Origin of the sequence: Streptomyces sp. NPDC001093 (assembly GCF_040298985.1) — a bacterium.
Taxonomy (GTDB): Bacteria; Actinomycetota; Actinomycetes; order Streptomycetales; family Streptomycetaceae; genus Streptomyces.
This window is the reverse complement of sequence record NZ_JBEPBF010000044.1, coordinates 1-13859: the sequence shown is the minus strand read 5'-3', so window position 1 is coordinate 13859 and position 13859 is coordinate 1. Positions and strand designations below refer to the sequence as shown.

Below are 13859 nucleotides of genomic sequence, written 5' to 3'. Positions count from 1 at the left end.
AATTACCGGCCGGGGAATTCCCGTTGAATGCGTTCGGCGCATCCACCGCATGCTCTCCCGTTATTGGTTGTCCCGCTCATTTCGTCCTACCGTATTTCTCGGTGACTGACAGCACCCGGGCTCCCCTTACCCCCGTGGGGAGCCCGCATTTTTTCGGTGACGGCATGACGACCGGTACGGGTCCGCATTAACGCACCCCGGGTGAGCGATCCGGGCGAGCGTCGGGAGGGTGGCGCGGTGATCAGTTCCAATTACGACGTTGTGGTGGTGGGCGGCGGTCCGGTAGGGCTGCTGCTGGCCTCCGAACTGTGTACGGCAGGCGCGTCCGTGCTCCTGATAGAGCGCAGGGCCGAGGCGGACACCACGATCAAGGCCGGGGTGCTGGGGCCCCTCGCGGTCGAGGCACTTCAGCGGCGGGGCCTGGGCGAGCGGCTGACCGCGGTGGAGCAGGAGCGATTCCGGCAGGCGGCCGCGATGGCGGCAGCCGCGGCCGGTGTCGACGACCCCGCGCAGCTTCCCCCCTCGGCCGTCCGGCTGGGGCCCACCAACCACTTCGCCGGCCTGGAATACCTGGAGCCGGACCGGGTCAAGGGATCCCAGCGTCGGCGGATGGCGGTCAACCAGTACGCGCTGGAGCTGATGCTGGCCGACCACGCCCACCGGCTGGGCGTGGAAGTCCGCCGCGAGCACGAGCTGATCGGCCTGGACCAGGACGCGGAGGGCGTGACCGCGCGGCTGTCGACCCCCACCGGGGAGAAGGTGGTGCGCGCCTCCTACCTGGCGGGCTGCGACGGCGGACACAGCACCGTACGCAAACTGCTGGGAATCGAGTTCGACGGCACCGGACCCACTCTGACGGGCCGCCAGGCGGTGGTGGAACTGGCCGAGCCGGGCGCCCTGCGGCTGGGATGGCACCGCAGTCCCGGAGGAATGCTGGCCTACGGGCTCGGTGTGAAGCGGGTTTTCACGGTCGAGTTCGACGGCCCCCCCGCCGACAAGGACGCACCGGTGACGCTGGCGGAGATACAGGACAGCATGCGCCGCACCAGCGGCGTGGACGTCGAGGTGCTGTCCGTGAAGGCCCCGGCCCGCTTCACCGACAACGCCCGCCAGGCCAGGGAGTACCGCCGGGGCCGCATCTTCCTGGCCGGCGACGCCGCGCACGTGCATCCGCCGTTCGGCGCGCAGGGGCTCAACGTCGGTCTGCTGGACGCGGTCAACCTGGGCTGGAAGCTGGCCGCGGCCGTGGCGGGCCGGGCCCCGCAAGGCCTGCTGGACTCCTACGCCGCGGAGCGACGGCCGGCCGGGCAGCGGCTGATGCACAGCACCCGGGCGCAGACCGCGCTGATGCGACCCGACGAGCACACCAGCGAGCTGCGGGCGTTGTTCGCCGCCCTCATGCGCCACGACGACGTCAACGAGCACCTCTGGAACATGCTCACGGGCCTGGACGAGCGCTACGACCTGGGCGACCCGCACCCGCTGGTGGGCACGCTGAGCCCGAACTGGAAGCTGAGGATGCGGGAGGCCGGGCCGGACGGGGAGGGGCTGGAGACGGACGTGGCCGAGCTGATGCGCGGCGGCCGCGGTCTGCTGCTCAGCCTGAACGGGCGCCCGCCCCTCGGCTGGTCCGCGCAGGTCGACCCGGTCAGCGTGGTCCCGGACACCAGAGGTGTGGACGCGGGGGGATCGGAGGCCGCGTCGTACGCCGATCTCGAGGCGCTGGAGATGGTGCTGCTCCGGCCGGACGGGTGCATCGCCTGGGTCGGTGTCGCCGGCGATGCCGCACAGGGGCGGCCGTCCCTGTCGCAGGCCCTGCGCCGCTGGTTCGGCGGCACGGCCTGACGGCCCGTCGTGCGGTCCACAGGGGGGAGGCGGACCCGCCTCCCCCCGTGGCATGCGGGCAGGCCGTGCACCGGGCACCTCGCCCCGGCTCCGGTCACTGCACGGCCGCCTGGGGCGGTGGTGCGGCGGGCAGGGCGTCCGGTTCCAGCACCGCCCTGACGGAGCTGCGGATGCGGGAGCGCAGCCACTGGTGGGCCGGGTCGCAGTCGTCGCGCGGATGCCAGGCGAGGGACAGGTGCAGCGGAGGCAGGGGGACGGGCAGTTCCCGGGTGACCAGGCCGAGGGTGCGCACGTTGATGCGGTACTGGCGCCAGGGGAAGAGGCCGATCATGTCGTGCCGGTTGGCCAGCATCAGCAGCGTGGCGGCGAACGTCGGGGCGACCACGGCGGCCCGGCGGCCAAGGCCCAGCGCGGCCAGGGCGTCGTCCAGCGGCCCGTTCAGCCGGCCGCGGCGTGAGGTGACGATGTGCCGGGCGCCGGCCACCCGCTCGGCGGTGAGTTCCCCCTCGGCCAGCGGATGGTCGGGGCGCATGACCATCACGGTGTGGTCCGTGGTGAGCAGCTCGGTACGGACCTCGGGCGCGAGCGGGCCCAGAACCCCCATCTGCAGGTCGATGCTGCCGTCCCGCAGCCCGGTGTGGTCGCCGGGCGGCTCCGCGAGGAAGCGCAGCGTCACGCCCGGGGCCTGCTGTTCGACGCAGGTGAGCAGGTGGTCGCCGACGGAGGTGACCATCGCGTCGTTGGCGCAGATCGTGAAGGTGCGGGTGAGGGCGGCCAGGTCCGTCTCACCGGCCGGGGCGAGCACGGCGTGGGCGCGCCGCACCAGCGCCCGCACCTCGGCGCGCATCGCCACGGCTCTGGGAGTCGGCTGCATGGTGTGTCCGGCGCGGACCAGGACGGGGTCTTCCACGACCTTGCGTATCCGTCCCAGCGTGCGGCTCATCGCCGGCTCGGAGACGGCCAGGCGGTCGGCGGCCGCGGTGACCGAGCACTCCTCCAGCAGAGCGTCGAGCGCGACGAGCAGATTCAGGTCCAACTTCGTATGCACGGCACGCATCTTATGCATCACGATCATGCATTTGAAGTTATCTTCCCGCGTTCCTACGGTCGTTGACGCACCGTAGGAGAAGGGAAGGACATGACTGCAGAGAGCGCAGCGAGGCCACAGGCCGACCAGGGCCGTGAGGCGAGGCGGCAAGCGGGCCGGGGAACGGGCACCGCTCCCGGCCGGGTGGCACGGCGCACGGTCCCGCGCCTGATGAACGCCACCGTCATCGCCGTCCAAGCCATGGTCTCCGGCGTCAACCTGGCCATCCCCCAGCTGTCCGGGAGCGGACTGCACCCCTCGGCAACCCAGCTGGTATGGATCGTGGACGTCTACCTGCTCGTCTTCGCCGGGCTCCTCATCCCGGCCGGGGCGCTCGGCGACCGGCTGGGCCGCAAGCCGGTGCTGCTCGGCGGACTCGCCGTCTTCGGCCTGGGCTGCCTGGGCTGCGCCCTCTCCCCGAACGTCACGGCCCTGCTCATCAGCCGGGCCGTAGCGGGCCTGGGCGCGGCGCTGGTGATGCCGGCCACCCTCGCCCTCTCCCTCGCGGTGACACCGCCCCCCGAGCGCGGCAAGGCGGTCGGCGCCTGGTCCGGCGCGACCGGGCTGGGCGGCATGCTCGGCAACCTCCTCGCCGGCACCGCCCTGCAGTTCTTCTCCTGGCCCGCCTTCTTCGCCCTCTTCGTCCCGGCCGCCGCGCTGCTCGCCGTGCTGGCCGCCCGATGGGCCCCCGACAGCGAACCCCACCGCGTCCGCGCCGACGTCCCCGGCACCCTCCTGCTGGTGGCGACCCTGACCGCCCTGCTGTTCGGGCTGATCGAGGGCCGCGAGCTGGGATGGACCTCCGGCCCGGTCCTGGCGGCGTTCGCCGCCGCCGCCGTCATCGGCACGCTCTTCGCCGCGCACTCCCTGCGCAGCGACCACCCCCTGGTCGACCTGAGGCTGCTGAGGACACCCGCGGTCGGCTCGGGCACCCTCGGAGTGGCGGGCGCCTTCCTCGGCATGTTCAGCCTGTTCTTCCTCAACGCCCAGTACCTGCACTACGCCAAGGGATTCAGCGCCGTCGAGACGGGCCTGGCCATCCTGCCGCAGGGCCTGTGCATGAAACTCGTCTCGCCCAGGGCCGCCCGGCTTGCCGCCCGCTGGGGCACACGCCGGGTCGTGGCCGCCGGCATGACACTGATCGTCGCCGGGCTCGTCCTGCTGTCCCTGGCGACCTCCGCGACACCGTACTGGAGCTACGCGATCGACCTGCTCGTGATGGCCACCGGTATGGGCCTGGCCACCCCGCCCCTGTCCAGCGGCATCGTCGCCGCCCTGCCCAAGAGCCAGAGCGGCCTCGGATCCGCGCTCAACAGCACCGCCCGCGAGATCGGCAGCGCCGTCGGCATCGCCGTCGTCGCCACCGTCGTCACCAGCCACTTCCTCGCCCACCTGCCGCCGGCCGTCGCCGGCAGCGCGCACTCGGCCTCGGACGCGATGACCGCCGCCGACCACCTGGGCACCGCCCAGCACACGGCCGCCGTACACGCGTTCACCGACGCGATGGCCCAGGGCTACCGCGTCATCGCCGCCCTCGTCGCCGTCACCGCCCTGGCGGTCCTGCTCTGGCAGGGCCGCGCACAGCGCACCGCGACCGGCACCCGGCAGGCCGCATCGTGATCACCACCCGGCAGCCCGCACCAGCGGTGACCCCGCACCCGGGCGAGCGCCGCTCCGCACCCGGACGCGGCGGGCGCAACCTGGTCCAGGCCGTGACGGTCGGCCTGCTCATGGCGGCAGCGGTCGGCACCGCCCTGGCCACCACCCCGCTGGCCTTCGCCCTCCTGACCGGCATCGCCCTGATGCTGGCGATCGTCGAACTCGGCCGCGCCCTGCGCCGCTCCGGCCTGCACCCCGCCCTCACCCCCGTCCACCTCGGCAGCCAGACCACCCTCTGGCTGACCTGGCACGACGGTGAGGCAGGGCTGCTGCGCGGACTGGCGGCCGCGGTCCTGCTCTGCATGGCCTGGCGCGTGACCCGCGGCCCCGCCGGCTATGTGCGCGACACCGCCGCCGTCCTCCTGCTCCTCGGCTACATCTGCCTGCCCGCCTGCTGCGCCGTACTGCTCGAACAGCAGCGGCACGGCGTCCTCCTGGTGGTGGGTGTGCTGGCCTGTGTCACAGCCTCCGACACCGCGGGCTACGCGACCGGAGCGCTGCTCGGACGGCACCGCATGGCCCCCGCCATCAGCCCCGGCAAGAGCTGGGAGGGCTGCGCCGGCTCACTGCTGGCCGCGACCACCGCCGGAGCCCTCACCTTCGGCCTGCCGGCCCACGCACCATGGCCGGTGGGCGCGCTGTCCGGCCTGCTCATCGCCCTGGCGGCGATCGGCGGAGACCTCGTGGAGTCCGCCGTCAAACGCGACCTGGGCATCAAGGACATGAGCGCCCTGCTACCGGGACACGGCGGACTGCTGGACCGCCTCGACTCCCTCCTGCCCGCCTTCGTCGTCGCCTGGCTCATGCTCGGCGCACCGCAGTGACACAGTTCCTTTGTGGAAATTCCCGGGACAACACGTACGCCGGTCAAGGGATTGGAGAATTTTATTGCACCACTAAAAGCGTTGCATGTTACGTGCGAGTAGTGAAAGATCGTCAGCGGGGGCCGAGACACGCGCGACGTCAATGACCGAAAAGCCGCCCACGGGGATCCCGTTGCTTCACAGTCAACAGGAGGCAGCAACTCATGAACGTCACTGATCTGCAAGCGGCGCATTCAGCCATCGGACTGGTCTCCAAGAAATGGGACCTCTATGTGCTGGCATCCCTGCAGAGCGGTCCCCGGGGATATTCGGAAACAGCACGGCTGACCGGAATGGACCGCAAGCAGCTCACCCGGGTGCTGCGCCGCCTGGAGGACGCGCGCCTCGTCTCCCGCCGGGTGGAGACCCGGCGCCCACCCATCCGCGTCTGGTACGGCCTGACCACCGCCGGCCGCGAACTGCTCGACGTCGTCGCCCAGTTCGCCGACTGGTGGCACCAGGACACCGACGCCCACCCCGGCCGGCCCACTGCGCACCAGCGCGCCACCGCCGAGGACCACCTCGGCATCGACCACCCGCAGACCTGCATGGTGTGAGCCGGCCTGGCGTGGGAACGAGCACGTACCGAGTGCGGTGAGCGCCGGCCCGAGGCCCTTCTCACCGCACTCGGCACACCGCGCACCGCCCAGCGCGGGCGGCGGCCTGCGATCACGTGGCCTCGGCTGTCACCCGCCACCCACCTGGCGTCGGGGCCGACCTGCCCTCACCCGGGGCGCCCGGCCACCCGTCGCCGCCCGGCCCGGCGACCTGCCCTCACCCAGCCCGCCCGGCGGCCGCCTCCGCCTGGGCCTCGGCCATCCACACCCGCACCGTCTCCGGCGCATGCCCCGCGCTGTGCAGCCGTTCGGCCAGCACCTCCGGTGCCGCCCCGTCCCGCAGCCCCTGCCGCACATACGGCAGGAACCGCGCCCGCTCGATGTGCCCCCGCTGACGCTGCACCGCCGACCACAGGGCCTGCGGCGCGCCGGCGTCCAGCACCTCCGCGAGCACCCGCAGTTGCGCCCGGACCAGATCGGCGGTCACCTCGTCGGCCAGCGACACCGTGCCGTCCGGGCCCGTTGTCAGGGCACTGGGTGCGGAGGCGACGACCACTTCCGGCTCGGGCACCACGAGGTTGCCCAGCCCGTTCAGCAGAGCACGGGCATCACCGAGACAGCGCAGGCCGTTCATCCGCCCCAGCGTGACGACCCATACGACGATGCCCTTGCCGGCGAGGGCTCCGCGGCCGTGGGGCCGCGAGAGCCAGTCGACGGCGTTCTTCAGCACGCCGGGAACCGTGTGGTTGTACTCCGGTGTGGCGATGACAAGCCCGTCCGCACCCGCCACCGCAGCACGCAGCCGAGCCACGGCCGGCAACGCCGGATCGGTGTCGATGTCCTCGCTGTACAAGGGCACATCCGCGAGACCTTCGAAGAACTCGAAGGTCATGTCCGAAGGCGCCAGCGCCGCGGCCGCCCGCAGCAGACGGGTGTTGAACGAATGCCGGCGCAGCGATCCGGAGAGCGCGAGGATCCGGTGCATGGCTTTCCCCTCGGCCCCTCAGCCGTACGACAACGGCGTGAGCTGATGCACGTCATGCCGTGCCCGCAGACGCGCCACGGCCTGCGGGTCAACCCGGTCCTCAGAGGCGAAGATCTCCAGCAGTCCGTCGAAGTACTCCTCGTGATCATCGGGCGGTGACGACTGGAAGAGCATCCGGGCCGGCCGGTCGGTGCGGTTGGCGAAGGCATGCGGACACCCGGGCGGCACGAACATCAGACTCCCCGGCCCGGCGGACACCGCCCGCTCACCCGTGGGCGACTCCCAGTCCAGCCAGTTCTCCGTCCGCTCCCGCGGTTCGAAGGCCAGCATGTCCAGCTCTCCCTCCAACACGTAGAACAGCTCCTCGCCGTCCGTGTGGTAGTGGGCACCGGTGTTGAAGCCCGGCGGCACGACGACCTCGAACGTGGACGCGTAGGCGGAGTGTTCCCCCGTCACTTTGAAGGTGACGTCCTGCGCCTTCGCCACCAGCCTCTTGCCCTGGCCGGGCGGCACGATCAATCCGCTCAGGGACACGAGCGGTCCTCCTGTCGATACATACGCACGTGTGCGGAAACGCACGTGAAGAACACGGAACAAAACCGAGGGACGACGGCCATCCCCACCCCGCACGACAAGGGCGCCACCCCCGGCGAAACCAGCCGGCTCAGCCGGCCAGCGGGTTCTCGATACCGGCCGGAATCCTCACCGGGAACCCGGCGCCGGCACGGTCGTGCACCCACGACCCCACCGCCAGCTCCGCCGTGATTCCCGGCCCGAACCCGGCGATCACCCCCTGCGCGCCCTGCCGCAGCGGCCCGTCTTCGAACAGCCGCCGCAGACCGTCCAGCACCACCGCGCTGGCGATGTTCCCGTACTCCGTCAGCGTCGCCCGGCTGTACCGGAACTCGCCCGGCGCAACTCCCAGATACTTCGACAGATCGTCGAGAATCCGCGGACCACCGGCGTGAATGATGTAGAAGTCCAGCGCCCCCACGTCCCACGAGTGGCTTTCGGCGATCTCCCGCACCACCGGAGCCAGCGGCTTCATCGTGCCGGGCACACGCTTGTCCAGCCGGAAATGGAATCCGCTGTCCTTGACGTCATAGGAAATCCAGTCCTCCGTGTGAGGAATGAGATACGACGCATTGCGCTCCAGCCGCACCCCGCTGCCGCCGCTGCCCCGCACCACCGCGGCCGCCACCGCATCCCCGAACAGCCCGTCCGAAAGCAGCGAGCCGACATCCGCGTCGGTCGGCTGGTAGCACAGCGAGCAGAATTCGCAGGACACGATGAGCACATTGCTCTCGGGATGCGCCGCACAGAAGTCATGAGCCCGGTTGATGGCCGCCCCGCCGGCCGCGCACCCGAGCTGCGCGATGGGAATCTGCCGCGTCGAGGGCCGGAAGCCCAGGGTGTTGATCAGCCATGCAGTCAACGACGGCATCATGAAGCCCGTGCAGGACACATAGATGATGGCATCGACGTCCTGCGCCGCCAGACCGGCGTTGGCCAGGGCCTCCTCCACCACGGGCGGAACCCGCCGCTTCGCCTCACGCTCGTATATTTTGTTGCGTATCTCAAATCCGGGATGTGCGAGCGTCTCCTCGAGCGGCTGAATGATATGACGCTTCGCCACACCCGTATTCTTGATGAGCCGCAACGCCAGATTCAGGCTCGGGCTTTTCGCGTGCACCCGCTTCGCCATGTCGAGCGTCTGCTCCATGGTGACCACATTCTCCGGAACCGCCACCGCCGGCTTGCACAGTGTCGCCATAATCCCTCCCAGTCGTTTCCGCTCCCTCGGGCACCCAAATTCATGGAGTCCGAACAGCACTCAGAAACCTATTCGACCTCGATTACCCCTGCAAGAGGGATCTTTTGCCGTCGAGAGGCATTCCTGCCACACAGGGAAATGATTGCCGCAAAGGGTCCTACTGGCCTGGCCCCGGCCCGGCCAATAGGATCCGGCCCGGCCGCAATCGAAAAGCCCGCCGCAGAAAGCCGATCCTGCAGCGCGTCCCTCGCCACCGGCGGGATCGGCTTCTTCTTCCGCCCGCCGCCCTTCATCTTCTCCAGCAACAACACGCGGTGTCCCTTGTCTTAACCGAGGTGTTTCACGCGGGCGTTTGTCGGGAGGCCTGGGCGTGCATTTGCTCATGTATCCGACGCCGGTGACCGTGCTCCCCCCGGCGTCGACGCGGTCGCCGCGCACGTCGCCGAGAGCGACCCGGCCGCCCGCCGACGGGGCTGAGCCGTAGCACTCACGGCGTGCTCCCCAGACAACAGGCTCTCCGGGCGGCATCGTCCCAGGTCAGCGATATCCGCTGTTTTCGCGGCCGTTACGACGGCGACCGCGTACCGATCCGGCAGGTGTTTGCTGGTCCCGGCCCCCGGGGAGATCGGGACCGGATAGGTTCGAACCGAATCGGGCCGGCGCACGTTCGGCCACGCTCGCTTTGCGTCGTCCGGGCGTCAGGGTCAGTCATCAGGGGGTACCGACGTGCCGCAGGAACCATGGGCGGAGCTGGGGGAGACCATCAGCGCGATTCGTGCCGAGTTGCAGAGCGCCATGGAAGCGGGCAGGGAGGAGCCCCTGAAATTCAGGACCGGGCCGGTGGAGCTCGAGTTCACCGTGGAGGTCAAGAAGGATGGCGGGGCCAAGGCCAAGGTCTTCGTTCTTCCCTGGACGGTTGAGGCCCATGGTGCGGCAAGCGTGGGCCGGACCCACCGCGTCAAGCTCACCCTGCAGCCGGTCGACGGCGACGACAACGATCTGAGGATCTCCGCCGACTCTCCGCAGCGTCCGAAATAGCCGCGAACGATCCGCGTGGAGAACAGCAGGTCGGGTGAGGAACAGGACGGGGGATGGACCAGGCACGGGTCATGGAGATCTGGAATCCGGTCCTCGGGAAGTCGGGCAGCGGGTACCTGATCGGTGACGACGTGGTGCTCACTGCGCACCACGTCGTGGACGGGGTCCGGATGCGCGGCAGCGTGGAGGTCCGGCAGCTGGATCCGGAAGGCCGCACGGACTGGACGGATGCCGAACTGGTGTGGCTTCCGGAAGCAGCAGCTTCGGAGGTGTTGCCGGACGCGGACGGTGCGCTGCTGCGGATCACCGGGCCGGACTGGCAACCGCCGGTGACTCCGCCGGTGCGATTCGGGCGGATCGTGGGCAAGAACCGCGTGCCCTGCCTCGGACTGGGCTTTCCCGACGCGGTCACACGTCCCGACCACGCACGGGACACCATGCCGATACGTGGCCATGTGGACCCGTTGCACGGCATGAAGTCGCGGATGACCACGGTGCATGTCGACGTGGGCATCGTGCCGAGCCGCTCGGGATGGCACGGCAGCTCGGGGACCGGGCTGCTGTGCGGACCGCACCTGATCGCGGTCGTGACGACGGAGAAGAGCTTCGCGCCAGGTGTGCTGGAGGCCGTACCCGTCAGCGGCCTCGCCGAACTGTCGGGATTCGAGCAGACCTTGCGTGACCACGGTGTCCACTTCGTCACCGAGGACATCGGCGAGGCGTCTCCGGATCCCGACGACGAGCCGGACTACGCGCCGATTGCCATACCGCCGCCCTCCTCACGACGCTGCCTGAAGAAGCTGCTGGTGCCCGCCGCAGGAGGGACGATGACGATCCTGGCGCTCTTGGCGCTGTCCCCGCCCGCGTCGGGCGTCACTTGGCCGATCGGATCGACACTCTCCGGCGTTCTGGCCGGGTGGGGCATCGATTGGCTCCGTGGCCCACGGTCGGCAGGGGCCGACCGGGAAGCTGCAGTCCGAAGGCTGCGCGAGGCCGTCCGGGGGGAGGTGGAGCGACGCCGTTGGCAACTGCTGGGCAACGACAGCAAGGCCATCAACGTCACGTTCGTCACCGTGCCGCAGGGCGGCAGGGACGCGGACAGGGCCTGGCCTCGCGGGGACTTCAACGGCATCGCCCGTTACCTGGACGGGCTCCGGCCGAAGCGCCTGGTCATCACGGGCGGTCCCGGCTCGGGCAAGACGCTCCTGGCCTATGAACTCGTCCATCGGGTGCTCGCCCGCAAGCACTACGACGGTCCGGTGCCGGTGCCGGTCGGCCTGTCGGAGTGGGACACCAGCGCGACGTTCGCCGACTGGTTCAGCGCTCGCTTGGGTCAGGAGTACCTGGGCGGTTCCGAGACCAGGGCGCGGGACTTGTTGGCGTCCGGGCGCATCATGCCGGTCCTGGACGGCCTCGACGAGATGGACCCTACGGACGGCGGACGGCCCAGGGCCGTCGCCGCGCTGGCCCAGCTCAACCGGTTCGCTGGGTCATTGGCGCTGACCTGCCGTTCGGATGAGTACACCGAGATCTGCCGCACCGATCAGCGTCTGCTGGACTGTGCGACGGTGCGGATCGAGGAGGTCCAGCCCGTCGACGGTCGGCGGTTCCTGGACGAGCGGTCCAGGAACAGGGCCCGGCTCGCCGAGTTGAAGGACGATCTCTTCGCAACGGGGACGGCCACGAGCGCGGTGCTGTCCTCACCGTGGATGCTCACGCTGGCGTCACTGGCATCGCAGACGGAAGCCGGAGCCGCGAAACTCCGCTCCTTCATCGGGGTACCAGCCTCGGGCGGCCGAGAGCAGGAAGAACTGCATGCGGCCTTGCTGGAGGAACTCATCCCGTCCTTGTGCGAGCCGGATCCGGCCGACCGGCGTCGGCCGTACCAGGCGCAAGCCGTGACTCAGTGGCTGCGGCTGCTCACCGCAAGCCTGCGCGGCGGCCACGCGGCACCGACCGACGGCAGCGGTGCCGTCGTACCATCCCGAGACCTGGCCATCCATACGCTGTGGCCGGTCGCCGGGCCGCGCAGCGCCCGCTATGCCGCCGCAGCGATCACCGTCGCCTGCTGGCTGCCCGCCCTGCTCTCTTTAGCGGCCTGCCTCCACCACAACCACGCCCTGCCACTGCCTGGCGCAGTACTGCTCGCACTGCTGTCCCCTGCGCCGCTGCTGTCGGTCTGGAACGCACGTGCACGATACGTCCAGCCCCGCCGAATCCTGTTCCAGCGGCTACGCAGCAGACTCGGCTGGAGCCGGATCGCCCTGGGTGCCACACTGGGCGGCGTCCTCATGCTGCCGCTGACGCACCTGTTCGGTCCGGGCTTCGCGCTGGCAGTCGGCGCCGGGTTCGCAGCCGTCTTCGGCTTCGGCCTTGCGCTGTCGGTGCGGGCGGACATCGACCGCCGCCATCTGGTGGCGGTCAGCACCCCATCTGCCCTGGCGGTGACAGTGGCGGCCGGGTTCCTCGCCGGCCGACTCGGCGATTTTATCGGTCTCACCGCGGGATGCGGAGCCGGAGCAATCGGGCTGGCGGTGGGGGTACCCGCAGGGCTGCGAGCCGCTCGGCGCAACAACGGCGGAGACCCGGACCCGGATCCGCCCGGAGTACCCACGCCGCTGTCCCCACTGCGCAATGACGCGATGGCAGGGGTGGTGTCCGGTGCCGTCGTCGTGGCCCTCACGCTCTACGGGACGCTGAGCGTCGAGTGGTTGCGAGTTTCCTGGCCGCTCGCCGTCATCACGGCTCTGGCCTGCGGTGTGGCTGCCGGGCCTGGCTTTGTCGCGGTCACCAGTCGCCAGTACCTCGGCCTGATCTCGGCCACCCGCGGGAAGCTGCCGTTGCGCCTGGCCGCATTCCTCCGCTGGTGCCATGAACGAGGACTGCTGAGGTCGGCCGGCACCGTCTACCAGGTACGCCACGACGAACTACTTGAGTGGCTCCGGCGTTGACCTCTGCTTGCGTGACATTACCGCGGCACGTTGCCGGCTTAGTACTCCAGTGCGACTTCGTGATCTAGCTAGGCGTCGAGGTAGTGGTAATCCCCATCCGGGAGGCCTATCACTAGGCCGCCGTTGTGGACCCTCCACTCGCTCATGCCGTCGACGTCGTGGCTGACCAGAAACAGCCCCCGGGGCCTCTCGTCGTACTCGTCATCCTGGTAGGAAGCCGGGATGAGGGCGATCTGACGCAACCTCTCCTCGAACCAGTCGAGGGACACCGCGCGGATATCGCCCCCGTAGAAGGCCCACCTGACGTCGTTGTACTGCCGAGCGGGGAAGGCCCAGCCCCCGCTGTAGGTGCGCTCCGGATCGTCTGCTTCCACGATCTCCTTGATCTGGGCCAGCTGTCCGTCGTCACACTGCAGCCAGCCCCTGACCGAGACCATGGTTCCCACGGCGGTTGCTCCTCATTCGTGTGGCGCGCTGCCCTGGCGCACGGTTCCTATGCGCTTGCACGCCAGGGGCGACCTGCTCGGTCGCGCAAAGGGATTGACAGGTGGATCAGCCGCCTCGGGCGAGAGCGCGCCATCCCCATCCGGTCGGCCCTCGCGATCTTGCGCTGGGCCCGGGTGAGTATGAGAACGGCCAACGCGTGATCATCAGGGGTTGTGTGGACTCCTGAAGATCGTGCGATGGCCGCGGGCCGCAGCCTCGGGCTGCGCCCCAGACACGTCCGAGGACCGAGGGGCGGCGTTGGGCGGTTCAGCTTCATAGGAGGCGGCACCGCCCGTACTCTTCGGGGACCACGGCGTCAGATAGCGGGCGCCAAACACTGGAGGCAATACCTCGTGCTGATTGCTCAGCGTCCTTCGTTGACCGAAGAGGTCGTCGACGAGTTCCGTTCCAGGTTCGTGATCGAGCCGCTGGAGCCGGGCTTCGGCTACACCCTCGGCAACTCCCTGCGCCGTACGCTCCTTTCCTCGATCCCGGGTGCCGCCGTCACGTCGATCCGGGTCGACGGTGTCCTGCACGAGTTCACCACCGTGCCGGGCGTCAAGGAGGACGTCACCGACCTGATCCTCAACATCAAGCAGCTGGTCGTCTCCTCG

The 13859-nt window shown here is 69.9% G+C and carries 11 protein-coding genes and 1 pseudogene; 7 read left to right on the top strand and 5 right to left on the bottom strand.

What is annotated here, in order from left to right; all coding sequences use genetic code 11:
• Nucleotides 1-237 precede the first annotated feature (237 nt).
• Nucleotides 238-1845 (top strand): FAD-dependent oxidoreductase, encoded by a 1608-nt coding sequence (locus ABT288_RS22430; protein WP_351610499.1) that lies wholly within the window; start codon nucleotides 238-240, stop codon nucleotides 1843-1845.
• Between the two features lie 94 nt (nucleotides 1846-1939).
• Here the strand turns inward: ABT288_RS22430 and ABT288_RS22425 are convergent, their stop codons facing one another.
• Nucleotides 1940-2902, bottom strand: a complete 963-nt coding sequence (locus ABT288_RS22425; protein ID WP_351610612.1) for a LysR family transcriptional regulator — start codon at nucleotides 2900-2902, stop codon at nucleotides 1940-1942.
• An 81-nt stretch (nucleotides 2903-2983) separates the two neighbouring features.
• Between ABT288_RS22425 and ABT288_RS22420 the strand changes: the two genes are divergently transcribed.
• From ABT288_RS22420 to ABT288_RS22410, 3 genes are all read left to right on the top strand, one after another.
• Nucleotides 2984-4552, top strand: coding sequence for an MFS transporter (locus ABT288_RS22420; protein WP_351610497.1), 1569 nt, complete (start codon nucleotides 2984-2986; stop codon nucleotides 4550-4552).
• The gene (locus tag ABT288_RS22415; protein ID WP_351610494.1) at nucleotides 4549-5415 is read left to right on the top strand and encodes a phosphatidate cytidylyltransferase; all 867 of its coding nucleotides are present in this window, start codon (nucleotides 4549-4551) and stop codon (nucleotides 5413-5415) included. The genes ABT288_RS22420 and ABT288_RS22415 overlap by 4 nt, the downstream gene beginning before the upstream one ends.
• 203 nt (nucleotides 5416-5618) lie before the next feature.
• Nucleotides 5619-6011: a winged helix-turn-helix transcriptional regulator gene (locus ABT288_RS22410; protein WP_351610491.1), complete on the top strand. Its 393-nt coding sequence runs from the start codon at nucleotides 5619-5621 to the stop codon at nucleotides 6009-6011.
• A gap of 217 nt (nucleotides 6012-6228) precedes the next feature.
• On the opposite strand, the gene ABT288_RS22405 is transcribed toward ABT288_RS22410, so the two are convergent.
• The 3 genes from ABT288_RS22405 to ABT288_RS22395 all read right to left on the bottom strand — a co-directional run bounded on the left by ABT288_RS22405 (nucleotide 6229) and on the right by ABT288_RS22395 (nucleotide 8770).
• Nucleotides 6229-6996, bottom strand: coding sequence for an NAD(P)H-dependent oxidoreductase (locus tag ABT288_RS22405; RefSeq protein WP_351610488.1), 768 nt, complete (start codon nucleotides 6994-6996; stop codon nucleotides 6229-6231).
• 18 nt (nucleotides 6997-7014) lie between these two features.
• Nucleotides 7015-7524 carry a cupin domain-containing protein gene (locus tag ABT288_RS22400; RefSeq protein WP_351610610.1) on the bottom strand — a complete coding sequence of 170 codons (510 nt, stop codon included), beginning with the start codon at nucleotides 7522-7524 and terminating at the stop codon, nucleotides 7015-7017.
• Nucleotides 7525-7660: 136 nt separating this feature from the next.
• A complete protein-coding gene (locus ABT288_RS22395; protein ID WP_351610485.1) occupies nucleotides 7661-8770 on the bottom strand; it encodes a type III polyketide synthase in 1110 nt (369 codons plus the stop codon).
• A 726-nt stretch (nucleotides 8771-9496) separates the two neighbouring features.
• Here ABT288_RS22395 and ABT288_RS22390 point away from each other — a divergent pair.
• Entirely contained in the window at nucleotides 9497-9808 is a 312-nt protein-coding gene (locus ABT288_RS22390; RefSeq protein WP_351610483.1) for a trypco2 family protein, read from the top strand.
• Nucleotides 9809-9861: 53 nt separating this feature from the next.
• Nucleotides 9862-12759, top strand: coding sequence for a trypsin-like serine protease (locus tag ABT288_RS22385; RefSeq protein ID WP_351610480.1), 2898 nt, complete (start codon nucleotides 9862-9864; stop codon nucleotides 12757-12759).
• Nucleotides 12760-12827: 68 nt separating this feature from the next.
• Here ABT288_RS22385 and ABT288_RS22380 read toward each other — a convergent pair whose 3' ends face one another.
• Entirely contained in the window at nucleotides 12828-13196 is a 369-nt protein-coding gene (locus ABT288_RS22380) for a hypothetical protein (RefSeq protein WP_351610607.1), read from the bottom strand.
• Between the two features lie 402 nt (nucleotides 13197-13598).
• Here ABT288_RS22380 and ABT288_RS22375 point away from each other — a divergent pair.
• Nucleotides 13599-13859, top strand: a pseudogene (locus tag ABT288_RS22375) (DNA-directed RNA polymerase subunit alpha); the annotation flags it as partial.

Excerpts from the sequence above, each read along its gene's own strand:
- ABT288_RS22410 (WP_351610491.1), top strand. The coding sequence starts at position 5,619 with ATGAACGTCACTGATCTGCAAGCGGCGCATTCAGCCATCGGACTGGTC.
- ABT288_RS22420 (WP_351610497.1), top strand. The coding sequence starts at position 2,984 with ATGACTGCAGAGAGCGCAGCGAGGCCACAGGCCGACCAGGGCCGTGAG.
- ABT288_RS22385 (WP_351610480.1), top strand. The coding sequence starts at position 9,862 with ATGGACCAGGCACGGGTCATGGAGATCTGGAATCCGGTCCTCGGGAAG.
- ABT288_RS22380 (WP_351610607.1), bottom strand. The coding sequence starts at position 13,196 with ATGGTCTCGGTCAGGGGCTGGCTGCAGTGTGACGACGGACAGCTGGCC.
- ABT288_RS22395 (WP_351610485.1), bottom strand. The coding sequence starts at position 8,770 with ATGGCGACACTGTGCAAGCCGGCGGTGGCGGTTCCGGAGAATGTGGTC.
- ABT288_RS22405 (WP_351610488.1), bottom strand. The coding sequence starts at position 6,996 with ATGCACCGGATCCTCGCGCTCTCCGGATCGCTGCGCCGGCATTCGTTC.
- ABT288_RS22425 (WP_351610612.1), bottom strand. The coding sequence starts at position 2,902 with ATGCGTGCCGTGCATACGAAGTTGGACCTGAATCTGCTCGTCGCGCTC.